Below are 22,750 nucleotides of genomic sequence, written 5' to 3' on the forward strand. Positions count from 1 at the left end.
ACGATTCGCGGCCAGAGGCTGGGCAAAACAGGTAAGTAGGGTAGTGAGTGTGATTCAGAGAAACAGTTCCCCGCAGTCCGGCGGGCCCGAGCAAGTCGAATCGGGAGCGCCGACAACCGGTAGACCGAAGGGGCTGACAGCGTCTCTGATTGCGGTCGGTGTCTTGCTTCTGGCGGCAGTGGTTGCGCTCGGTGTGTTCGGCGTCCCGTACGTTCGGGCGCTCACCACCGACCGCACCACCGCCGAGATGCGTGACGACGCGCTTATCGGTGCGCAGCAAGTCGCGATCAACCTCAACAACGCGGATTCGGCCAATCTCGACCAGTCGATCGAGAACATGCGTTCTTCGGTGACCGGTGACGAGATGACGACGTATCTGCAGACCGTTCAGGATTCCATCACCGACGAGTTGCGTAACTCGGGCTCGAAGGCTGACACCGAAGTCGTTCAGTCCGCGCTGACCGAGCTCAATACCGATGACCGGACCGCCACGGCACTGGTCGTCGTTCGAGTCACCACGACCCAGGGCAACCAGTTCGTCAAGAATCAGCTCGGCATGCGGCTGGGCATGGTCGAGGTCGACGGGGTCTGGAAGGCTCAGTCGGCTGATCCGATCGGCTCTCGGCTCGATCTCGGCTCCGGCACCTTGCCGGCCACCGACGGCTCCACGCCTGCTCCTGACGCAACGCCCGCACCCGGTTCGGGGACCGAGGCACCTGCCTCCGGTGCTCCCGCACCGACAACCGAGGGTGGTGATTCCGGTGGCCAGTAGTTCGTCGAACCTGCACACCGACATCCCTCGAAGGAGAAGCGCGTAATGCCACCCAAACGTCGTACCGGCGGACCGTCCTCCCCGCAGAACCGTCGGCCGAAGATCGCGGGAAGCGCTCGCTCGCTCAACGTCCCCGCGGGGACGTCCGATTCGGATCCGGTCGAGCCCACGATCGAACAGCCCGAAGAGGAAACACAGGAGGCTGTGAAGCCGGAGGTTGCGAAGCCGGAGGTTGCGAAGCCGACGCTCACGAAGGCAGAGTCCGGAGACATCGAGCCGCCGAAGACGGAAACCGACGCTCCGGAATCCACACCGGGCCCCGATCTGACCAAACCGGCGAAAACCGTCGCAGACGAGCCCAAGGCCCCTGCTACCCCGGAGACGGGCGCGGGGGAGTCGGCGACAACACCTACACAATCCAAGGCCGGTTGGCGCCTGGTCGCGATCCTGGGGGCCGCAGCGGTCATCGTCGCGATCCTCGCCGGCATCGCCTTCTTCGAAGTCGGCGCGAAGACGGACGACATCGCCTGGGTGGACGAAGGTGCCACGGCTGAGGTTCTTCGTGTGACGCCGTCGGCGTTGGCTGCAGTCTTCACGTTTTCTCCCGACACCTTCGACGCCGATTTCGACAAGGGTGTCCAGGGCCTGAACCAGTCGATGCGCGATCAGCTGACGCAGTACAAGGACACGCAGAAGGCCGGCGTCGAACAAACCCAGACGGCAACGACCGCTGATGTCCCGCTGATCGGGATCACACGGCTCGAGAAGGACCGGGCGCAGTTGCTCGCCCAACTGAACGTCAGCTCGACGCAGAACGGCGTGGCGGCAGACTCTCGCTCCGGAATGGTCATCGTGAGTCTGGAGAAGCAGGACGGAAACTGGCTGATCTCGGAGATTCGCGACCAGTAGCTCGGAGATTCGCGACCAGTAGCACCTGCGCACCAGCGCGAAGATCTGGATCGACGCACGATGTCGGTCCAGATTTTTCGTATGTGACGCCGTTGCTGGCTACACTCCCGGTGGCAGTGTTCGAATGCGCGTCACGAATGTTCGAATGCTGCGACACGCGCTCTCGCCCTTGACGGAGCGGTCCGCAAGGTCCACTCTGATCGGTGAACATGCACGGACGAGTGATCGGCAGTCTCACGTCAGTATCTGAATTCGACCCTCAGTTACACCCGACTCGACATTTCCAGAGTAAGGGTGTACTTTTGGACGTTGCGCTGGCTGCCTCCTGTCCACCCCTCGTCTCAACCGCTGCGAAGTCAAGTACTTCTTGCTTTCTGCGACGGGTTTCGTTCGGGTTGTAACCAGCGAAATTCGAAGCAGATACAGCGGCGGTCGCAACAGCACGGAGCGGCCCGCGTGAGGTGCTGGAAGGACGCATCTTGGCAGTCTCTAGCCAGACCAAGGCAGTTTCCGGAATCCCCGGAGCCCCGAAGAGGGTTTCGTTCGCGAAAGTTCGCGAACCCCTCGAAGTTCCCGGGCTTCTTGACGTACAGACAGATTCGTTCGAGTGGCTGATCGGCGCGCAGAGTTGGCGTGAACGAGCAGCGGCACTCGGCGACAATGCAGTGTCCGGTGGTCTCGAGGACATCCTCGCGGAGCTTTCTCCGATCGAGGATTTCAACGGCACTATGTCGCTGTCCTTCTCCGACCCTCGATTCGACGAGGTCAAGGCCTCGACGGACGAGTGCAAAGACAAGGACATGACCTACGCGGCGCCGTTGTTCGTCACCGCGGAGTTCATCAACAACAACACTGGTGAGATCAAGAGCCAGACGGTCTTCATGGGAGATTTCCCGATGATGACCGACAAGGGCACCTTCATCATCAACGGCACCGAGCGTGTGGTCGTCTCGCAGCTCGTGCGTTCCCCCGGTGTGTACTTCGACATGAGCGTCGACAAGAGCACCGAGAAGGATCTGCACAGCGTCAAGGTGATCCCGGGTCGCGGCGCATGGCTCGAGTTCGACGTCGACAAGCGCGACACCGTTGGTGTCCGTATCGACCGCAAGCGTCGTCAGCCTGTCACCGTCCTGCTCAAGGCACTCGGCTGGACCACCGAGCAGATCACGGAGCGCTTCGGCTTCTCCGAGATCCTCATGGCCACGCTGGAGAAGGACAACACAGCCGGCACCGATGAGGCGTTGCTCGACATCTACCGCAAGCTGCGTCCGGGCGAGCCCCCCACCAAGGAGAGCGCGCAGACCCTGCTGGAGAACCTGTTCTTCAAGGACAAGCGCTACGACCTCGCTCGCGTGGGTCGTTACAAGATCAACAAGAAGCTCGGCCTGAACGCGGGTCAGCCGATCGTTGCATCCACGCTCACCGAAGAAGACATCGTCGCCACCGTCGAGTACCTCGTGCGTCTGCACGCAGGTGACACCTCGATGACGGCTCCGGGCGGCGTCGAGGTTCCCGTCGAGGTCGACGACATCGACCACTTCGGCAACCGTCGTCTGCGTACCGTCGGCGAGCTCATCCAGAACCAGATCCGCGTGGGCCTGTCCCGCATGGAGCGTGTGGTTCGTGAGCGCATGACCACACAGGACGTCGAGGCAATCACGCCTCAGACGCTGATCAACATCCGTCCCGTCGTCGCTGCGATCAGGGAGTTCTTCGGAACCTCCCAGCTGTCGCAGTTCATGGACCAGAACAACCCGCTGTCGGGGCTGACGCACAAGCGTCGTCTGTCCGCCCTCGGCCCGGGTGGTCTGTCCCGTGAGCGCGCCGGCCTCGAGGTTCGCGACGTTCACCCGTCGCACTACGGCCGCATGTGCCCGATCGAGACCCCGGAAGGCCCGAACATCGGCCTGATCGGTTCGCTGTCGGTCTACGCCCGCGTCAACCCGTTCGGTTTCATCGAGACCCCGTACCGTCGCGTCGTCGACGGACAGGTGACCGACGAGGTCGACTACCTGACCGCTGACGAAGAAGACCGCCACGTAGTCGCGCAGGCCAACTCGGCCATCGACCGCGAGGGTCGCTTCACCGACTCGAAGATTCTCGTCCGCCGTAAGGGTGGCGAGGTCGAGTTCGTCGCGTCCTCCGACATCGACTACATGGACGTTTCGCCGCGTCAGATGGTGTCCGTCGCAACCGCGATGATTCCGTTCCTCGAGCACGACGATGCAAACCGTGCCCTGATGGGCGCGAACATGCAGCGTCAGGCTGTCCCGCTGGTTCGCAGCGAGGCACCTCTCGTCGGTACCGGCATGGAGTTGCGTGCAGCTGTGGATGCCGGCGACGTCATCATCACCGAGAAGACCGGTGTCGTGGAGGAGATCTCCGCGGACTACGTCACGGTGATGGCTGACGACGGAAGCCGCAAGACGTACCGGATGCGCAAGTTCGCGCGTTCCAACCAGGGCACGTGCGCCAACCAGCGTCCGATCGTGGACGAGGGACAGCGTGTCGAGGCCGGCCAGGTTCTGGCCGACGGTCCTTGCACCGAGAACGGTGAGATGGCGCTGGGCAAGAACTTGCTCGTCGCGATCATGCCGTGGGAAGGCCACAACTACGAGGACGCGATCATTCTGTCGCAGCGTCTCGTGGAAGAGGACGTCCTGACCTCGATTCACATCGAGGAGCACGAGATCGATGCCCGCGACACCAAGCTCGGTGCCGAGGAAATCACTCGCGACATCCCGAACGTCTCCGACGAGGTCCTCGCCGACCTCGACGAGCGCGGCATCATCCGTATCGGTGCCGAGGTTCGTGACGGCGACGTGCTGGTCGGAAAGGTCACGCCGAAGGGCGAGACCGAGCTGACCCCCGAAGAGCGCCTCCTTCGCGCCATCTTCGGTGAGAAGGCTCGCGAGGTTCGTGACACGTCCCTCAAGGTTCCTCACGGTGAGACCGGCAAGGTCATCGGAATCCGCGTGTTCTCGCGTGACGAAGACGACGATCTGCCTCCCGGTGTCAACGAGCTGGTCCGCGTCTACGTGGCACAGAAGCGCAAGATCCAGGACGGTGACAAGCTCGCTGGCCGCCACGGTAACAAGGGCGTCATCGGCAAGATCCTGCCGCAGGAAGACATGCCGTTCCTCTCGGACGGCACGCCTGTCGACATCATCTTGAACACGCACGGCGTCCCGCGTCGTATGAACATCGGTCAGGTGTTGGAGACCCACCTCGGGTGGATCGGCAAGACCGGCTGGAACGTTCAGATCGCGTCCGACGGCTCTCGTCCCGACTGGGCTGCGACCCTGCCGGAAGAGATGCTGTCCGCTCCGGCCGACTCGAACATCGCCACCCCGGTGTTCGACGGTGCGAAGGAAGACGAGCTCACCGGTCTCCTCGGCGCGACGCTGCCGAACCGTGACGGCGAGCAGATGGTCGGACCCGACGGAAAGGCCACCTTGTTCGACGGCCGCTCCGGCGAGCCGTTCCCGTACCCGGTCTCGGTCGGTTACATGTACATCATCAAGCTGCACCACTTGGTCGACGACAAGATCCACGCTCGTTCGACCGGTCCGTACTCGATGATCACGCAGCAGCCTCTCGGTGGTAAGGCCCAGTTCGGTGGCCAGCGCTTCGGTGAGATGGAGTGCTGGGCGATGCAGGCCTACGGCGCGGCTTACACGCTGCAGGAACTGCTGACCATCAAGTCTGACGACGTGGTCGGTCGAGTCAAGGTGTACGAAGCCATCGTCAAGGGCGAGAACATCCCCGAACCCGGCATCCCCGAGTCGTTCAAGGTGCTCCTCAAGGAGCTCCAGTCGCTCTGCCTCAACGTGGAGGTGCTGTCCTCGGACGGCGCGGCCATCACGATGGCGGACGGCGACGACGAGGACTTGGAGCGGGCCGCAGCGAACCTGGGCATCAACCTGTCCAGGAACGAAGCTGCGACGGTCGACGACCTCGCGAACTAGGTTTCGGTCCCCGGGTTGCTCTTGAGAGAGCGGCCCGGGGGCGTAGTTCACATTTGAATTGGCAGTCAGGTTGCCGGGTGACCGGCAACCGTAACCCCAACGGGGAAAGGAAGTTACGTGCTCGACGTCAACTTCTTCGATGAACTCCGCATTGGCTTGGCCAGTGCAGAGGACATCCGCAATTGGTCCTACGGCGAGGTCAAGAAGCCGGAGACCATCAACTACCGCACGCTCAAGCCCGAGAAGGACGGCCTCTTCTGCGAGAAGATCTTCGGCCCCACTCGGGACTGGGAGTGCTACTGCGGTAAGTACAAGCGTGTCCGCTTCAAGGGCATCATCTGTGAGCGCTGTGGCGTCGAGGTCACTCGCGCCAAGGTTCGTCGTGAGCGCATGGGTCACATCGAACTGGCCGCACCGGTCACGCACATCTGGTACTTCAAGGGTGTTCCGAGCCGTCTCGGTTACCTGCTCGACCTGGCTCCGAAGGATCTCGAAAAGATCATCTACTTCGCTGCCTACGTCATCGTCGGTGTCGACGAGGAGCTCCGTCACAACGAGCTGTCCACCCTCGAAGCCGAGATGCAGGTCGAGAAGAAGACCGTCGCAGATCAGCGCGACGCCGATCTCGAGGCACGTGCGCAGAAGCTCGAAGCCGACATCGCCGAGCTCGAGGCAGAGGGCGCGAAGTCCGATGTCCGCCGCAAGGTCAAGGACGGCGGCGAGCGCGAAATGCGTCAGCTCCGTGACCGCGCGCAGCGTGAGCTGGATCGTCTCGACGAGATCTGGACCACCTTCACCAAGCTGAGCGTCAAGCAGCTCATCATCGACGAGCTCCTGTACCGCGAGCTGGTCGACCGTTACGGCGAGTACTTCACGGGTGCGATGGGCGCAGAGTCCATCCAGATCCTGATGCAGAACTTCGACCTCGACGCCGAGGCAGAGTCTCTCCGCGAGACCATCCGCAGCGGCAAGGGCCAGAAGAAGCTGCGTGCACTCAAGCGCCTCAAGGTGGTTGCGGCATTCCAGACCAACGGCAACTCGCCGATGGGCATGGTCCTCAACGCTGTTCCGGTGATCCCGCCGGAGCTTCGCCCGATGGTTCAGCTCGACGGTGGACGTTTCGCGACGTCCGACCTCAACGACCTGTACCGCCGCGTCATCAACCGCAACAACCGCCTCAAGCGACTGATCGACCTCGGTGCTCCCGAGATCATCGTCAACAACGAGAAGCGGATGCTGCAGGAGTCGGTCGACGCCCTGTTCGACAACGGTCGTCGTGGACGTCCGGTCACCGGACCGGGTAACCGCCCGCTGAAGTCCCTGAGCGATCTGCTCAAGGGCAAGCAGGGTCGCTTCCGTCAGAACCTGCTCGGTAAGCGCGTCGACTACTCGGGTCGTTCCGTCATCGTCGTCGGTCCTCAGCTCAAGCTGCACCAGTGTGGTCTGCCCAAGCTGATGGCTCTCGAGCTGTTCAAGCCGTTCGTGATGAAGCGTCTGGTCGATCTCAACCACGCGCAGAACATCAAGTCGGCCAAGCGCATGGTCGAGCGCAAGCGCGTCCAGGTGTGGGACGTCCTCGAAGAGGTCATCGCCGAGCACCCCGTGCTGCTCAACCGTGCACCTACGCTGCACCGTCTGGGTATCCAGGCATTCGAGCCGCAGCTCGTCGAGGGCAAGGCCATTCAGCTCCACCCGCTGGTGTGTGAGGCCTTCAACGCCGACTTCGACGGTGACCAGATGGCTGTTCACCTCCCGCTGTCGGCAGAGGCTCAGGCCGAGGCACGCATCCTGATGCTGTCCTCGAACAACATCCTCTCGCCTGCTTCGGGTCGCCCGCTCGCCATGCCGCGTCTGGACATGGTCACGGGTCTGTTCCACCTGACCCGTCTCGACGAGGGTGTCACCGGTGAGCTCGTTGCTCCGACCAACGACGAGGCAGAGCAGGGCGTGTACTCCTCGCCCGCCGAGGCTCAGATGGCAGTCGACCGCGGCGCGCTCTCGGTTCAGGCTCAGATCAAGGTGCGTCTGACGCAGCAGCGTCCGCCGCGCGACCTCGAGAACGAACTGTTCCCCGAGGGCTGGAACTACGGTGACGGCTGGACCGCCACCACGACACTCGGCCGTGTGCTCTTCAACGAGCTGCTTCCGGCGGACTACCCGTTCGTCAACGAGCAGATGCCGAAGAAGCGCCAGGCGACGATCATCAACGATCTCGCCGAGCGGTACCCGATGATCGTGGTTGCTCAGACCGTCGACAAGCTCAAGGACGTCGGGTTCTACTGGGCCACCCGTTCGGGTGTCACGGTCTCGATCTCCGACGTGCTCGTGCCGCCGGAGAAGCCTGCCATCATCGAGGACTTCGAGGCTCAGGCCGACAAGATCGAGAAGCAGTACCAGCGTGGTGCTCTGGACAAGAAGGAGCGCAACAGCGCTCTGGTCACCATTTGGCAGGAAGCGACCGACAAGGTCGGCAAGGCCATGGAGGCTCACTTCCCCGACAGCAACCCGATCCCGATGATCGTGAAGTCCGGCGCAGCCGGCAACATGACTCAGGTTCGCTCGCTCGCCGGTATGAAGGGCCTGGTGACAAACCCGAAGGGTGAGTTCATCCCGCGTCCGATCAAGTCTTCCTTCAAGGAAGGCCTGACCGTTCTCGAGTACTTCATCAACACGCACGGTGCTCGTAAGGGTCTGGCCGATACCGCACTCCGCACCGCCGACTCGGGTTACCTGACCCGTCGTCTGGTGGACGTTTCGCAGGACGTCATCGTCCGCGAGGTCGACTGTGGAACAGAGCGCGGCATCGTCACCACGATCGCCGAGAAGCAGGCCGACGGCACGATGATCCGCGATGCTCACGTGGAGACCAGCACGTACGCCCGTACCTTGGCGGCCGATGCAGTCGACGCGAACGGCACCGTCATCGTCGAGCGTGGCCACGATCTCGGTGACCCCGCGATCGATGCTCTGCTCGAAGCCGGCATCACGACGGTCAAGGTCCGCTCGGTCCTGACCTGCACCACCGGCACCGGCGTTTGCGCCACTTGCTACGGCCGCTCGATGGCCACCGGCAAGCTGGTCGACATCGGTGAGGCTGTCGGTATCGTCGCCGCACAGTCGATCGGTGAGCCCGGTACCCAGCTGACCATGCGTACCTTCCACCAGGGTGGTGTCGCAGGAGATGACATCACCGGCGGTCTGCCGCGTGTCCAGGAGCTGTTCGAGGCACGTGTGCCCAAGGGCAAGGCTCCTATCGCGGACGTCACCGGTCGGGTACAGCTCGAAGACGGCGATCGTTTCTACAAGATCACCATCGTTCCGGACGACGGCGGCGAAGAGGTTGTCTACGACAAGCTCAGCAAGCGTCAGCGTCTGCGTGTCTTCAAGCACGCCGACGGTCGCGAAAGCCTCTTGGCTGACGGTGACCACGTCGAGGTCGGACAGCAGCTCATGGAAGGTGCTGCCGATCCCCACGAGGTCCTGCGAGTCATGGGTCCGCGTCAGGTTCAGATCCACTTGGTCAACGAGGTCCAGGAGGTGTACCGGAGCCAGGGTGTGTCGATCCACGACAAGCACATCGAGGTGATCGTGCGCCAGATGCTTCGTCGCGTGACGATCATCGATTCCGGTGCCACCGAGTTCCTGCCCGGTTCGCTCACCGAGCGCGCCGAGTTCGAGTCGGCAAACCGCCGCGTTGTCGCCGAGGGTGGCGAGCCCGCAGCCGGCCGTCCGGTGCTCATGGGTATCACGAAGGCGTCGCTCGCGACGGATTCGTGGCTGTCCGCGGCATCGTTCCAGGAGACCACTCGTGTCTTGACCGATGCGGCTATCAACTGCCGCTCGGACAAGCTGATCGGTCTGAAGGAAAATGTCATCATCGGCAAGCTGATCCCTGCCGGTACCGGTATCAACCGTTACCGCAACATCCAGGTTCAGCCCACCGAAGAGGCACGCGCCGCTGCTTACGCAGTGCCGTCGTACGACGACCAGTACTACAGCCCGGACGGCTTCGGCCAGAACACCGGTGCTGCAGTTCCGCTGGACGACTACGGCTTCAGCAACGACTACCGCTAAGCGTTAGTTCGTAGAAATCCCCCCACTTCGAAAGAGGTGGGGGGATTTTTCATGTCAGGAGTGGGACGTTTTCAGGAGTCGCTGCCGCTGAGGTCCGGGATGACGATCTCCTGGACAGCCCACTTGTTCCCGTCGGGGTCGGCGAAGTAGATGAACCGCCCCCAGGCCTGGTCGTCGATCGGGCTGATGTCGATGCCGCGGCTCTTGAACTCGCGCTCGGCCTCTTCGATGTCTTTGACCACTACCTGCATGCCGACGACCGAGCCGGGCTCGGCGTCGGTGATTCCCTTGCCGATGCAGATCGAGCAGGCCGAACCGGGAGGGGTCAGCTGGACGAATCGCAGGTCTTCGCTGACCGTGTGATCGTGGTCGGCATTGAATCCGAGGCGGACGTAGAAGTCCTTGGCGCGGTCGATGTCGGTGACGGGAATGGCGACCAGTTCGAGCTTGATGTCCATGACGTGTGCCCTTCATGTGATGGTGAATTCCGGCGACAGGTCCAGTGTTGCGGGTATTGCGGTCAGAAACGGTCCTCGTTCGGCGTCCGGATGAAACTTTCCGAATTCCTTGTTGCTCCGAGGGTGCTTCTCTCACTGCTCGACCGATCCCGAACCAGGAGCGGATACCCCGACTCCGCAGCTCTGACGCATTCCGTCGAACGTGCCGCGCACGCCGACGCTCTCGGCTACCACCGGTTCTGGGTCGCCGAGCATCACGCGGTGCCCGGGATCGGGAGCGGGTCGCCGGCAGTACTGCTTGCCGCGATCGGCGCGCATACGCGCGATATCAGACTCGGCAGCGGTGGAGTCATGCTGCCGAATCACCAACCGCTGATCGTCGCCGAGCAGTTCCTGATGCTGGAGGCTCTCTACCCGGGGCGAATCGATCTCGGCCTCGGCCGATCGCTGGGATTCACGGAGCCCGTACGTCAGGCACTACGACGCAGCAAGGACGCTCCGGACACGTTTGTGTCGGACCTGGACGAGGTGAGGCGTTATCTGGACGGTTCCGCCGCAGTGACGGCACGGCCGGCGTCGCAGTCTGGAGTCCCGATCTTCGTGCTGGCGACGCGCACAGGTCTGAAAGTGGCAGCGCAGCTGGGGCTTCCGGTGGTCGTGGGTGGGCCGATACTCGGAATCGGTAGCACCGACCGGGTGGAGGCGTTGGACGAGTACCGCCGAGCTTTCCGGGCCACCGACGCTCATCCCGAACCCTATGTGGTGGTTTCTCTCGAAGTGGCGGTTGCCGATTCCACCGACGCGGCGCGTGAGTTGCTGATCCCGGAGGCATACGCGCTCGCAGAATCGTCACGGACGGGGGAGTTCCCGCCGCTCGCGTCGCTGGACAAGATCAGGCTTGCCCCGCGCAGTGATCGAAACGCCAGGCGGATCGAGTCGTTCATGGCGTCGGCGCTGCACGGGACGCCCGTCGAGGTGAAACAGCAACTTCACGATCTCGCCGAACGGACCGGTGCCGACGAAGTGTTGGCGTCGACATCGACGTACGACCGTGACGCGCTTGCACTTTCGGACCGCCTGCTACGTGAGGTGCTTTAGCGGTGTCGTTGATCTAACGGGGCACGTGAAACTCGAGCAGAGTGGCGACGGAGTCGTCGAGTTCGGTCCACGGCACCGGTACGGAGAGGACGGCGATCGCCGAAGTGGGGAACTTGTCGCGGATACGTTGGGCCGCTTCGGAGTTTTCGTTCGATGCGAGATCGAGTGCAGTCCAGGGAATTCCGGGTTCGTGTCCGACGATCAGGAGCGTCTTGACGTGGTCGGACGTGGTTCGCGCAGCTGCAATGACGTCTGCGGGTGAGCCGCCGTAGATGGACTTCTCGAACCCGGCGGGAGCTTCGATTCCCGTCGAGGCAAGGGTTTCGACGGTCCGCCGGGAGGTGGAGCACAGAACGGCGTCGACGGGCGGGACGTTTTCGCGGATCCATTCGCCGCCGATGCGGGCCTCGCGTAGGCCCCGTTCGGCGAGCGGACGCTCGTGATCACGGATGCCCTCGGGGTAGCTGGACTTGCCGTGTCGCATGAGGACGAGGGTGCGGTGGTCGGCCATGCGTTCACGGTATCCGCTTTGTGCCCGTCAGTCCGGTTACTCTGGATGGTCAGGACCTTGAAGGAGGTTTTCGATGGCCGGTAAGAAGCTCGATCGAACTAATGCCCGAACTGCACTCGAGGTGGTACGCGAAAGCCCCACCATCGCTTTCATCACCGTTGCCCCGGCAGTGGTCGTGTTCGGCGTGGTGTGGTGGCTCTTCGGTTTCTGGGCCGCGATTCTTCTTGCGTTGGTGTTCGGTGTCGCGGCTGTCGCGACCCAGAAACTGCGTTAGAGGGCGCTCACCTGCGCAACTGCGCGGAGCGCTTCGCCGACCAGGAACCAGACCGTGACGGTCTTGTCGTCGACGCGGCTGCGCAGGACGACGTCGTCGCTGGAGACGATGGGGGAGAGGTACTCGATCAGTGCTCGATGCGGAACTGTCCGTAGTTCGGTGCGAGCGCTGAGGACCTCTTCGACTGCCTGCCAGTAGACGGCGTTGTTGACGTGGTCGAACGGGTCGATATCCGTGGCGCGCAGAGCGAACGGCGTGTCCAGAACACCGGCGTCGTCCGCCTCCGGTGCGTTCTCGGCGAGTACCCGCTTCCACTTCAGGCGATGCTCGTCGGTGGATTCCTCCAGTGGCCGCATGAAGTCGTCGCTCATCCGCGTGGGCATGCCCGACTCGGCGCTGATGTTGATCCAGAAGCCTTCGGTTTCCATCAGCGCGCCGTTGCTGCCGTCGAAGCGCACACGCATGTTCGCCCATCTCGTGGAGAAGCCGGAGCACCAGCGAGTCATCGTCAACTCTTCCGGCCAGATCGCCGGGCGTACGACGTCGACGACCGTACGACGCACTATCCAGAGCGGATGGGTGTCGATGGCTCCCGCGGCCTCGATGTTGTCGTTGCCGATGTCCTGCAGGTAGCGGGCGACGGCGTCGAGCCTGACCTGCTTGGCGACGTCGATGTCGCCGGTGCGGACCGGGCGGGACTTGACGAAGATCGGTCCTCGGTCCGGCTGTTGCGCGAGCGTGAGATCTGGGTTCACGTGAGATTCCTGTTCGCTGGAGTGAGCCGATTCTGTCAGGCTTTTCAGCGAGTGGCGATTATCTGCTTTCCGCAGCCGGAGCCGTCGACCATTCGTGCCACGGCGACGGCGGTGTCGGCAAGGGGATGAACGGAGTCGATCACCGGGGTGATGTCACCTGCGTCGATCATCTGCGTCAGGACCTCCAGATCGTCGGCGTTCTCCGAAGCGATGAAGGTGCCCATTTTCTGAGATATGAACGGAGACAAGCACTGTGCGCGTATTTGGCGATCGGTTCCGCCGAGCCACCGTCCGCCGTTCTCGCCGCCGACGATCACCAGCGTTCCGGTGCGTGTGAGCGCCCGTCGAAGATCTCGCAGTCGGCGGTTGCCGCCGGTGTCGATGATGACGTCGTACCGATGCGATCCGTCGGTGGCGTCGTCGACGCGGTAGTCGAGAACCTCGTCGGCACCGATGGAGCGGACGGTATCGGTTTTCGAGGTGCTGCACACGCCGGTGACGTGAGCGCCCATGGCTTTTGCCACCTGCACCGCGTAGATCCCGACGCCACCGGATGCGCCGAGTACGAGGACGGATTGGCCCGCCTGCACGCGGCCGTGGTCGCGCACGGCTTGCAACGCTGTGAGGGCGGAGACCGGCACCGCTGCTGCTTGTGCGAACGACAACCGGGCAGGTTTTGCGGCAATCTTCGTCTCGAGTGCGCGTGCGTACTCCGCGAACGAACCGACCGCGATCCCGTATACCTCCTGGCCGACTGCCACGCGGGTCACCGAACTGCCGACGGCCTCGACTCGGCCGGATACGTCCAGTCCGCGTACCCGGTTCCTAGGTCTGCGCAGCCCGAAACCCGCGAGGCGCAACGGATATGGCAGTCCGGCCATGAGATGCCATGCCCCGCGGTCGACGGACGCGGCCTCGACGCGTATCAGCACTTCGTTGTCGGCGACAGTGGGGCGCGGAATGTGGTCGACGTAGAGAACGTCGGCCTCGCCGTAGCGATCCTGTACGACGGCGGTCATCAGTTCCTTCGGCATGCGAGTCTCCGTTCGTCGAATACTTACAGCGTAAGTATTGCACTTACGGTGTAAGTTCTGTCAACGTGGAGAAGCGCGCAAGATTGACCCGAGACGACGTCGTACACGCTGCTGTCGCGCTTGCCGATTCCGTCGGAATCGATTCGATGACCATGCGGAAGCTGGGCACCGAACTGGGCGTCGAAGCGATGTCTCTGTACAACCATGTTTCGGACAAAGGGGATCTGCTCGACGGAATGGTCGATGCGGTCTTCGCGGAGATCGATCTGCCGACGCCGGGACGCCCGTGGCGCACGGAACTTCACGTGCGAGCGGTATCGACAAGGGAAGTGTTGGGGAGGCACCCGTGGGCAACTCCGTTGATGGAGTCCCGAACGACGCCTGGTCCCGCGACCCTGCGCCACCACGATGCCGTCATCGGAACGCTACGCGCTGCCGACTTTCCCGTCGCCCTTGCTGCGCATGCCTTTTCGATCATGGATGCGTACATCTACGGCTTCGTGCTGCAAGAAGTGAGCTTGCCGTTCGAAACAGCGCAGGAAACGACGGAACTGGCGAAGGCGATCATGGGCTCGTTCGAGAGCGGTCAGTATCCGCACCTGGCCGAGTTGACCACCAAGCACGTCCTTGCTCCGGGATACAGCTACGCCGCCGAATTCGCTTTCGGTCTCGATCTGATTCTCGACGGACTCGAACGTCTGCACATCGGGAGCGAACGATGATCTGACGTGAGTACCGGGTTAAAGTCGAGAAAACCGGGTTACCGGTCCAGACTTCAGATGTCCCGAAGAGGAGCTTTCTGTGCGCGCCATGGTGGTTACGGAACTGTCCGGTCCCGAAGGAATTGTCGCGCAGGAGGTTCCCGAGCCCGCAGCCGAAGGTCTTGTTCTCATCGATGTGAAGGCAAGTGGCGTCTGCTTTCCGGACCTGCTCATCACCTACGGCAAGTATCAGATCCGCCCGGAACCGCCGTTCATTCCCGGCGCGGAGATCTCGGGCGTCGTGGTCTCCGCGCCGGAAGGGTCGGGTTTCGCTCCGGGCGATCGTGTTCTCGCGGCCGCGTATCTGGGTGGGTATGCAGAGCGGATTGCCGTCAACCCGGCGCAGGTACTCCGAATTCCGGACGGACTCGCCTTCGACGAGGCGGCCTCGCTGATCATCAACTATCAGACGATGGAGTTCGCGCTCGCTCGTCGCGCGAAGATCGTCGCGGGGGAGACTGTCGTCGTGCTCGGCGCTGCAGGCGGAGTCGGAACGGCAACCATCCAGCTGGCCAAGGCGCACGGTGCCCGGGTGATCGCCGTGGTACGACGCGAGGGCGTCGATGACTTCTTGCGTGAGCTCGGTGCCGACGAGGTGGTCGCGCTGGCTCCGGGATGGGGAGAGCGGATTCGGGAACTGACCGACGGCGTCGGCGCTCAGATCGTGGTGGATCCGGTGGGCGGCGATGCGTTCGACGACGCGGTCCGGGTTCTGGCACCCGAAGGACGACTCGTGGTGATCGGATTCGCCGGCGGCGGTATTCCCGAGGTAAAGGTGAACCGGGTGCTGTTTCGCAATATCAGCATTGTCGGCGCGGCATGGGGTGAGTTCACGCGTACCAATCCCGAAGCGGTAGCCGAGGTACACGCATCGCTGGTAGAACACGTCCGGAACGGCTTGCGTCCGCTGGTCAAGGCACGGTATCCGCTTGCCGACGCAGCAGTTGCCCTGGCTGATCTCGAAAGCGGCAAAGTTCTCGGAAAGGCCATCTTGCTGCAGGAATGATTCTTCGCAACGTGATGGTGGTCACCAAATAATAAGTTGCAACATGTTTTCATTTGGGCAATAGTTGCAACCGCACTACCATTTGCCAGGTGATCGCTTCCGATTCTGATGACCTGTATGGAGCACTCGACGAGTTGTTCACTCGCCTGATGAGCGCCGGTGATTCGGAGTCGATCGATGCGTTGATCGAACTGGATCTCTCGTTCTCTCAGGTGCGTGTGCTGTTCGTACTTGCACAACGTGATGCGGCGATCCCGATCAACGAGGTTGCCGACGAGCTTCGGCTCTCGGTGGCAGCTACGGGGCGGAACATCGATCAGCTCGTGAACATGGGTCTGGTCGATCGCCGTGAAGACGAGCGGGACCGACGCGTCAAGCGGGTTTCCTTGTCGGAGGCCGGTCGTAAGGTGACGACCAACCACATCGAGTGCAAGCGCGGCCAGCTTCGCGAATTCGCGTCGCGTGTTCCTGAGCCAGAGCGGATTCGTTTGTTCGAGGCTCTCAAGCCCATTCTCGCGGGTGACTATCTGCGAGCACTTAACCAGGAGACTTCGCGATGACATCGCCGAACGCGCCGGCACCGGCGTCCGACAAACTTGACGGGGCGGTCCTCAAGATCGCTTCCGTGGTGGTGCTCGGCGCCATCATGTCGATTCTCGACGTAACCGTGGTGAGCGTCGCGCTCACCACCTTTGCCGAGGACTTCGAAACTTCGTACGCCACCGTCGCGTGGACGATGACGGCCTACACCCTCGCTTTGGCGACGGTCATTCCGGTTACCGGTTGGGCTGCCGACCGTTTCGGCACCAAGCGCCTCTACATGACGGCCCTGGTGCTGTTCGTGCTCGGTTCGGTCGCCTGTGCGATGGCGTGGGACATCACCTCGCTCATCGGCTTCCGTGTGCTCCAGGGCCTCGGCGGCGGCATGTTGATGCCGCTCGGTATGACCATCATGACCCGGGCCGCCGGTCCGGACCGCGTCGGTCGCGTCATGGCAGTTCTCGGAATCCCGATGCTGCTCGGCCCCATCGGTGGCCCGATCCTCGGTGGTTGGCTGATCGAGGCCGCGAGCTGGCACTGGATCTTCCTGATCAACCTGCCGATCGGCATCATCGCGTTGGCAGCAGCATTCATCATTCTGCCGTCCGACAAGGCGAAGCCTTCGGAGTCCTTCGACTTCCTCGGCATGATCCTGCTGTCGCCCGGCCTGGCGCTGTTCCTGTTCGGTGTGTCGTCCATCCCTGAGGTGGGAACGGTTGCGTCGGCTCGGGTTCTGGTGTCGGCCGGTATCGGTCTGGCGCTGATCATCGCCTTCGTGTTCCACGCGCTCAACAAGGATCACCCGCTGATCGACCTGCACCTGTTCAAGAACCGTCAGTTGACCACCGCCGTCATCACGACGTCGCTGTTCATCGTCGCCTTCATGGGCGCCGGGTTGCTGTTCCCGAGCTACTTCATCCAGGTCGGCGGTCACACCACGCTCGCTGCCGGATTGTTGATGGCTCCGCAGGGTCTCGGCGCTATGGTCACCATGCCGATCGCTGGTCGACTGGTCGACAAGATCGGCCCGGGCAAGATCGTCCTGACCGGTTTGCCGTTGATTCTGATCGGCTTGGGTGTGTTCACACAGGTTGCCTCGGATTCCCCGACGTGGCTGCTGATGGGTGCCTTGTTCGTCATGGGCCTCGGTATGGGTTGCACCATGATGCCGCTGATGACCGCAGCTATCGTGACGCTCTCCAACGAGCAGATTGCTCGCGGCTCCACCCTGATGAACATCGTTCAGCAGACCGCAGGTTCGATCGGTACCGCCGTGATGTCGGTGGTCTTGACCAACCAGCTTCTCGATCGTGGCCTCGACACGACGATGGTCGGTGCGGCCTCGCACATTCCGACCGAACCGGGAAGTCCGCAGGAGTCTGCTGCGAATTCGATTCTCAGTGCGGCGTCGGATGCCTTCGGTAACACCTTCCTCGTTGCCACTGTGCTGATCGTCCTGACCCTCATCCCGGCGTTCTTCCTGCCGCGGAGCAAGACCACCAGGCCGGTGGCCGAGGGCGAGACGGCAACGCCGATCGTTATGCACTGACCGCTTTTCGGTAGATCGTTCGTCCAGGTGAGGGCGGCACACATCTTGTGTGCCGCCCTCACCTTTTTGCCGTGGAATACAGCTGGATGGTTGAATGTTTGATCAGTTACATGCCAACGCATGGATCTAGTTCGCGGAGGAGCAACCATGCAGTTCGGAATCTTCACGGTCGGTGACGTCACCACTGATCCCACGACGGGTAAGACCCCGACAGAGCACGAGCGCATCAAGGCCATGACGACCATCGCCAAGCACGCCGAGGAAGTCGGTCTCGACGTCTTCGCGACCGGCGAGCATCACAACAAGCCGTTCGTGCCGTCATCTCCGACCACGATGCTCGGATACATCGCGGCCCAGACCGAGAAGATCACGCTCTCCACGTCCACGACGCTGATCACCACCAATGACCCGGTGAAGATCGCCGAGGATTACGCGATGCTTCAACACCTCGCCGAGGGGCGCGTCGATCTGATGATGGGTCGCGGAAACACCGCGCCTGTGTACCCGTGGTTCGGCAAGGACATTCGCGCCGGTATCCCGTTGGCTCTCGAGAACTATCAACTTCTTCGCCGGCTCTGGGACGAGGAGGTCGTGAACTGGCAAGGGGAGTACCGCACTCCACTCCAGGGCTTCACGTCCACCCCGCGCCCGCTGGACGGCGTCGCGCCGTTCGTGTGGCACGGCTCGATCCGCAGCCCCGAGATCGCGGAGATCGCGGCGTATCACGGCGACGGATTCTTCGCGAACAACATCTTCTGGCCGAAAGAGCACTACATCGAGCTGATCAATCTTTACCGCCGGCGTTACGAGCATTACGGCCACGGGTCCGCGGATCAGGCGATCGTCGGTCTCGGTGGTCAGGTCTTCATGCGCAAGAACAGTCAGGACGCGGTCAAGGAATTCCGTCCGTATTTCGACAATGCTCCGGTGTACGGCCACGGGCCCTCACTCGAAGAGTTCACCGAGCAGACGCCGCTGACCGTCGGTTCCCCTGAACAGGTCATCGAGAAGACGTTGGCGTTTGCCGATTTCTTCGGCGACTACCAGCGCCAGCTGTTCCTGATGGATCACGCCGGGCTGCCGCTCAAGACGGTGCTCGAGCAGCTCGATCTGCTCGGTGAGGAAGTTGTTCCGGTTCTGCGCCGTGAGTTCGCGGCCAGGCGGCCAGCACATGTGCCGGACAACCCGCCCACTCACGCGTCGATGAAGGCGGCTCGTGAGGCAAGCAGTGTCACTGCCTGACGAGCAACCGCCTGAGGTTCCGGTCAGCACCACCGAACTCGCCACCGACGCCTGGGAAGCCTTGTTTCGCGCCCAGGTGTCGGTGCTGCGGCGGCTCTCTGCCGACGACGTCTGGGATCAGGTGTCGATGCGCGAGTACGACGTGCTGTTCACGCTGAGTCTTGCGTCGAGTAGTTCCCTTCGCCTGCATGACCTGAATCGGGAGATATTGCTGAGCCAGCCTTCGCTCAGTCGCCTGGTGGAACGGTTGGAGGGCGAAGGTCTGGTAACGAGAAGTGTTGATCCACAGGATCGCCGCGGGACGATCGTGCAACTCACCGAAACGGGTGCAGCGCTGCAGAAATCAGTGGGTCGCCGTCATGCCGCGAGCATCCGCCGCCACGTCGGACCGGCCCTGGACGCTGATGAACTTCGACTGTTGGCCGAATTGTGCACGCGTCTGCGTCTCGCGCAGTCATGACTGGAGGCAGGATGGACGATATGAGTAACCTCGAAGCGCAGCCCGTCGAGCAGGAATGCGAAGGCCATCCGGCGGAGAGCGAGATTCAGATCCTCACCCCGCGCGACGTACCGCTCGGTGGCCCGCGGGCCATGCGAGTGCGACGCACCCTCCCGCAACGCGAGCGTTCGCTGATCGGGGGATGGTGTTTTGCAGATCATTACGGTCCGGATGACGTCGGCTCAGGACCGGGCATGCATGTGCCGCCGCATCCGCATACCGGTTTGCAGACGGTGAGTTGGCTGTTCACCGGAGAGATCGAGCACCGTGACAGCATCGGTTCCCATGCGATGGTGAGGCCGGGTGAACTGAATCTGATGACGGCCGGGAGTGGGATCGCGCACTCCGAGGTGTCGACGCCGAATACGAAGGTTCTGCACGGGATGCAGTTGTGGGTGGCGCTGCCGGATGCGGCGCGCGATACCGCACCCGCGTTCGTTCACTATCGACCGGAGCCGGTGACCACCGATGGTGTCACGCTCAGTGTATTCCTCGGTTCGCTCGCCGGTGAAACGTCTCCGGTGTCTACCTTCACCGAATTACTCGGTGCCGAGGTGATTCTCGATCCTGGGGCCGAGATCGCCCTCGATGTCGATCGTTCACATGAGCACGGCGTGATCGTCGATCAAGGATCGGTTGTTCTGCGTGGTACCACTGTCGGCTGGGCCGAGTTGGGTTATCAAGCACCGGGTTTCGGAAAACTGACTTTGCGCAATCCGGGATCCGAACCGGCTCGACTGCTACTTCTCGGCGGGAAACCGTTGGGCGAGCAGGTCATCATGTGGTGGAACTTCATGGGCCGTACACACGAAGAGATCGTCGAGTATCGACGCAAGTGGCAGGCCGAGCTTGCCTCCGGATTCGACGGCAGCGTCCCGGACCGGCGTTTCGGCGTCGTGCCGGGATACGACGGTCCGGCGCTCCCGGCACCCGAGTTGCCGAACAGTACGTTGCGGCCCCGAGGCTAGTCGTTGCTCTTGCTGCTACCGGCCGCGAGCGTCGTTTCGATCAGGCTTGTTCGATGTCCTGGTGAGCCTTCGCGAGCATGATGTAGCCGGCGCCGTTGGCGGTGATACCGGCCTTTTCGCCTTCGGAGAGTTCACGTTTGACCTTGGCGGGCACGCCGGCGACCAGTGATCCAGGCGGGATTTGCATCCCCTGAGACACGACGGCGCCGGCTGCAATCAGTGACCCCGAGCCGATGTGTGCGCCGTTGAGCACCACGGCACCCATGCCGACGAGAACGTCGTCTTCGACGGTGCACCCGTGCAGCACTGCGTTGTGGCCGACCGAGATTCGTTCGCCCAGCACTGCGGGGAACGTCGGGTCGGCGTGCACGGTGCAGTTGTCCTGAATGTTGGTGTCAGCGCCGATGGAGATCGATTCTGCGTCGCCGCGGATAACCGCGCCGTACCAGATGCTGGCTCCCGCAGCGATGGTCACCGCGCCGACAACGGTGGCGTTGGGTGCGATGAACGCACTTTCGTCGATCTGCGGGGTGTTACCGAGAACGGTGGCGATGATCGGGTTGGTCATGGTTCTCCTGTGCGTTGGAATGACGTGCTCTGACGGTACCTGGACTACTTCGCTGTGGGTTTTCGATTCATGACGACTGTGCCGACGCCCGCGGCCACCACCAGTGCGATGGCCACGAGTGTGAACGCGTCGAGCGTTTGCCCGATCACGAGGACTCCGGCCAGTGCGGCCGCTGCGGGTTCGAGGGCGATGAGGACGGCAAAGACTTTCTTGGCTAGAGAGCGCAGCGCCCACATTTCCAAGCTGTACGGGATGACGGACGAGAGGACGGCGACGGCTGCGCCTGCGGCGAGCATCGTCGGATCCAGCAGTTCACTTCCGCCCGAGACGACGCCGAAGGGCAGCGTCAATACGGCCGCGACGATGCTTGCGCCTGCCAACCCGTCGGCGCTCGGGAGCGTCGCGGCCAGGTGGGAACCGGCCACGATGTATCCGGCCCACGCAGTAGCGGCGATCAACGCGAACATCACCCCGATCGGGTCCAAACCGGATTCGCCGTGATCGCCCAACCCGAGCAGCAACACTCCGCCGAAGGCGAGCAGCACCCATGCTCCGTCGGCCCACCGACGAGACAGAACTGCGGCCAGGGTGAGCGGTCCGAGGAACTCGATGGTGACGGCCGTTCCGATGGGCACCGTGTCGAGGGCGAGGTAGAAGGCGCCGTTCATCACGGCGAGGGCGATGCCCAGTGCGAAGATGCCTTTGCGCTGCCGGTTCGACCATCTGCTCCATCGCGGGCGGACGATGACGCCGAGGATGATCGCGGCGATCGTCAGCCGCAGCGTCGTGGCTCCGGCCGGCCCGATCTGCGAGAACAATGTCGTCGCGAATGCCGCTCCGAACTGGAGCGACAGTATCGAGGTGAGGACTGCTCCGACCGGCAGTAGCTGACTGCCCGCCTTCATTCTCCGGTGAACTCGGGACTTCGACGCTCGAGCATCGCGGCGACGGCTTCGTGGTGATCTCGGGTGTGGTGGGCGATCGACTGCATGGCGGCCGAGAGTTCGAGCAGGCTCTCGAGGCTCTGGTGCTGGCCCTCGCGGAGGAGCTTTTTGGTCATGCGGAGTACCTGCGGGGGATTGGCGGCTACTCGAGCTGCCAAAGCGTGCGCTGCGGAAAGCAATTCCTCGGGTTCGGTCACCTGCGAGACCAGACCCCAGTCGAGTGCTCTCGCAGCATCGATCGGTTCACCGGTGAACGCCATCTCGGCCGCGCGGGCGTTGCCGATCGCGCGGGGGAGCAGCCACGCTCCGCCGTCGCCGGGGATGAGTCCTACCTTGACGAAACTCTCGGCGAAGACCGCGGCGGTCGAGGCGATACGGAGGTCGCACATGAGTGAGAGGTCGCAGCCCGCTCCGATGGCCGGGCCGTTGACCGCCGCGATGGTCGGCACCTCACACGTGTACAGCGCGAGCGGGATGCGTTGGATGCCGTGCCGGTAGCCCTGGCGGATCTCGCCGGGTGCGCCACCGAACATGCCCTCCTTGTCTCGCATGTGCTTGACGTTGCCGCCGGAGGAGAAGGCCGATCCGGCCCCCGTCAGAATGACCGTGCGCACACTCTGATCTCGGTTAACCGCGGTGACTGCGTCTTCGAGGGCCTCGATCATGTCGATCTCGGAGATCGCATTGCGGGTGTCCGGGCGATTGAGGGTCCACGTGACCACATCGCCGGTTCGCGAGATCAGTACGGCGTCGCTCATGGGTGCTCCTGGTTGTCGATGGCAGTTGAGCTCAGTCTCTCACCACAGGATTTCGCAATAAC

General features: G+C 62.8%; 20 protein-coding genes. 13 read left to right on the plus strand and 7 right to left on the minus strand.

From position 1 onward, the window contains the following. The first annotated feature begins 43 nt into the window (after positions 1-43). The 4 genes from M1L53_RS13175 (at position 44) to M1L53_RS13190 (ending at position 9,723) form a co-directional block, all read left to right on the plus strand. Entirely contained in the window at positions 44-772 is a 729-nt protein-coding gene (locus tag M1L53_RS13175; RefSeq protein ID WP_007728440.1) for a hypothetical protein, read from the plus strand. A 45-nt stretch (positions 773-817) separates the two neighbouring features. After that, a complete protein-coding gene (locus M1L53_RS13180) occupies positions 818-1,681 on the plus strand; it encodes a hypothetical protein (RefSeq protein WP_054187817.1) in 864 nt (287 codons plus the stop codon). Positions 1,682-2,142: 461 nt separating this feature from the next. Continuing rightward, positions 2,143-5,649, plus strand: a complete 3,507-nt coding sequence (gene rpoB / locus M1L53_RS13185) for a DNA-directed RNA polymerase subunit beta (protein ID WP_003942068.1) — start codon at positions 2,143-2,145, stop codon at positions 5,647-5,649. A gap of 117 nt (positions 5,650-5,766) precedes the next feature. After that, positions 5,767-9,723, plus strand: coding sequence for a DNA-directed RNA polymerase subunit beta' (locus M1L53_RS13190; RefSeq protein WP_003941914.1), 3,957 nt, complete (start codon positions 5,767-5,769; stop codon positions 9,721-9,723). Between the two features lie 71 nt (positions 9,724-9,794). On the opposite strand, the gene M1L53_RS13195 is transcribed toward M1L53_RS13190, so the two are convergent. Beyond that, positions 9,795-10,181 carry a glyoxalase superfamily protein gene (locus M1L53_RS13195; protein WP_054187816.1) on the minus strand — a complete coding sequence of 129 codons (387 nt, stop codon included), beginning with the start codon at positions 10,179-10,181 and terminating at the stop codon, positions 9,795-9,797. A gap of 90 nt (positions 10,182-10,271) precedes the next feature. On the opposite strand from M1L53_RS13195, the gene M1L53_RS13200 reads away from it, so the two are divergent. Next, positions 10,272-11,279, plus strand: a complete 1,008-nt coding sequence (locus tag M1L53_RS13200; protein WP_054187815.1) for an MsnO8 family LLM class oxidoreductase — start codon at positions 10,272-10,274, stop codon at positions 11,277-11,279. Positions 11,280-11,292: 13 nt separating this feature from the next. On the opposite strand, the gene M1L53_RS13205 is transcribed toward M1L53_RS13200, so the two are convergent. Beyond that, complete coding sequence (locus tag M1L53_RS13205; RefSeq protein ID WP_007728426.1) at positions 11,293-11,790, minus strand: histidine phosphatase family protein; 498 nt, start codon at positions 11,788-11,790, stop codon at positions 11,293-11,295. A gap of 73 nt (positions 11,791-11,863) precedes the next feature. Here M1L53_RS13205 and M1L53_RS13210 point away from each other — a divergent pair, with 73 nt between their 5' ends. Next, the gene (locus tag M1L53_RS13210; protein ID WP_003941897.1) at positions 11,864-12,064 is read left to right on the plus strand and encodes a hypothetical protein; all 201 of its coding nucleotides are present in this window, start codon (positions 11,864-11,866) and stop codon (positions 12,062-12,064) included. Here M1L53_RS13210 and M1L53_RS13215 read toward each other — a convergent pair. Both M1L53_RS13215 and M1L53_RS13220 read right to left on the minus strand, forming a co-directional pair. Then, positions 12,061-12,819 carry an acyl-[acyl-carrier-protein] thioesterase gene (locus tag M1L53_RS13215; RefSeq protein WP_007728423.1) on the minus strand — a complete coding sequence of 253 codons (759 nt, stop codon included), beginning with the start codon at positions 12,817-12,819 and terminating at the stop codon, positions 12,061-12,063. The two genes, M1L53_RS13210 and M1L53_RS13215, sit on opposite strands and share 4 nt — an antisense overlap. Before the next feature lie 44 nt (positions 12,820-12,863). Continuing rightward, a complete protein-coding gene (locus tag M1L53_RS13220) occupies positions 12,864-13,853 on the minus strand; it encodes an NAD(P)-dependent alcohol dehydrogenase (protein WP_007728421.1) in 990 nt (329 codons plus the stop codon). 65 nt (positions 13,854-13,918) lie between these two features. On the opposite strand from M1L53_RS13220, the gene M1L53_RS13225 reads away from it, so the two are divergent. The 7 genes from M1L53_RS13225 to M1L53_RS13255 all read left to right on the plus strand — a co-directional run bounded on the left by M1L53_RS13225 (position 13,919) and on the right by M1L53_RS13255 (position 20,418). Beyond that, on the plus strand, positions 13,919-14,575 hold the full coding sequence (locus M1L53_RS13225; RefSeq protein ID WP_039972951.1) for a TetR/AcrR family transcriptional regulator: 657 nt from the start codon (positions 13,919-13,921) through the stop codon (positions 14,573-14,575). 79 nt (positions 14,576-14,654) lie between these two features. Next, entirely contained in the window at positions 14,655-15,620 is a 966-nt protein-coding gene (locus M1L53_RS13230) for an NADPH:quinone oxidoreductase family protein (protein ID WP_003941986.1), read from the plus strand. Between the two features lie 89 nt (positions 15,621-15,709). Beyond that, positions 15,710-16,180, plus strand: coding sequence for a MarR family winged helix-turn-helix transcriptional regulator (locus M1L53_RS13235; RefSeq protein ID WP_003941890.1), 471 nt, complete (start codon positions 15,710-15,712; stop codon positions 16,178-16,180). After that, positions 16,177-17,709, plus strand: coding sequence for a DHA2 family efflux MFS transporter permease subunit (locus M1L53_RS13240; protein ID WP_003942006.1), 1,533 nt, complete (start codon positions 16,177-16,179; stop codon positions 17,707-17,709). Before M1L53_RS13235 ends, M1L53_RS13240 begins: the two co-directional genes overlap by 4 nt. Positions 17,710-17,856: 147 nt before the next feature. After that, positions 17,857-18,951, plus strand: a complete 1,095-nt coding sequence (locus M1L53_RS13245; RefSeq protein ID WP_054187847.1) for an LLM class flavin-dependent oxidoreductase — start codon at positions 17,857-17,859, stop codon at positions 18,949-18,951. After that, complete coding sequence (locus M1L53_RS13250; protein ID WP_054187814.1) at positions 18,938-19,411, plus strand: MarR family winged helix-turn-helix transcriptional regulator; 474 nt, start codon at positions 18,938-18,940, stop codon at positions 19,409-19,411. The genes M1L53_RS13245 and M1L53_RS13250 overlap by 14 nt, the downstream gene beginning before the upstream one ends. A 20-nt stretch (positions 19,412-19,431) precedes the next feature. After that, complete coding sequence (locus tag M1L53_RS13255) at positions 19,432-20,418, plus strand: pirin family protein (RefSeq protein ID WP_039972959.1); 987 nt, start codon at positions 19,432-19,434, stop codon at positions 20,416-20,418. A 40-nt stretch (positions 20,419-20,458) separates the two neighbouring features. On the opposite strand, the gene M1L53_RS13260 is transcribed toward M1L53_RS13255, so the two are convergent. The 3 genes from M1L53_RS13260 to M1L53_RS13270 are packed head-to-tail and all read right to left on the minus strand — an operon-like array spanning position 20,459 to position 22,688. Further along, the gene (locus tag M1L53_RS13260) at positions 20,459-20,986 is read right to left on the minus strand and encodes a gamma carbonic anhydrase family protein (RefSeq protein WP_003941993.1); all 528 of its coding nucleotides are present in this window, start codon (positions 20,984-20,986) and stop codon (positions 20,459-20,461) included. A gap of 44 nt (positions 20,987-21,030) precedes the next feature. Then, positions 21,031-21,891, minus strand: a complete 861-nt coding sequence (locus tag M1L53_RS13265; RefSeq protein WP_007728407.1) for a DMT family transporter — start codon at positions 21,889-21,891, stop codon at positions 21,031-21,033. Beyond that, positions 21,888-22,688 carry a crotonase/enoyl-CoA hydratase family protein gene (locus tag M1L53_RS13270; protein WP_003942035.1) on the minus strand — a complete coding sequence of 267 codons (801 nt, stop codon included), beginning with the start codon at positions 22,686-22,688 and terminating at the stop codon, positions 21,888-21,890. Before M1L53_RS13270 ends, M1L53_RS13265 begins: the two co-directional genes overlap by 4 nt. Positions 22,689-22,750 lie beyond the last annotated feature (62 nt).

The sequence above is a fragment of the Rhodococcus sp. T9N genome, assembly GCF_024436645.1.
Classification (GTDB): domain Bacteria; phylum Actinomycetota; class Actinomycetes; order Mycobacteriales; family Mycobacteriaceae; genus Rhodococcus_F; species Rhodococcus_F qingshengii.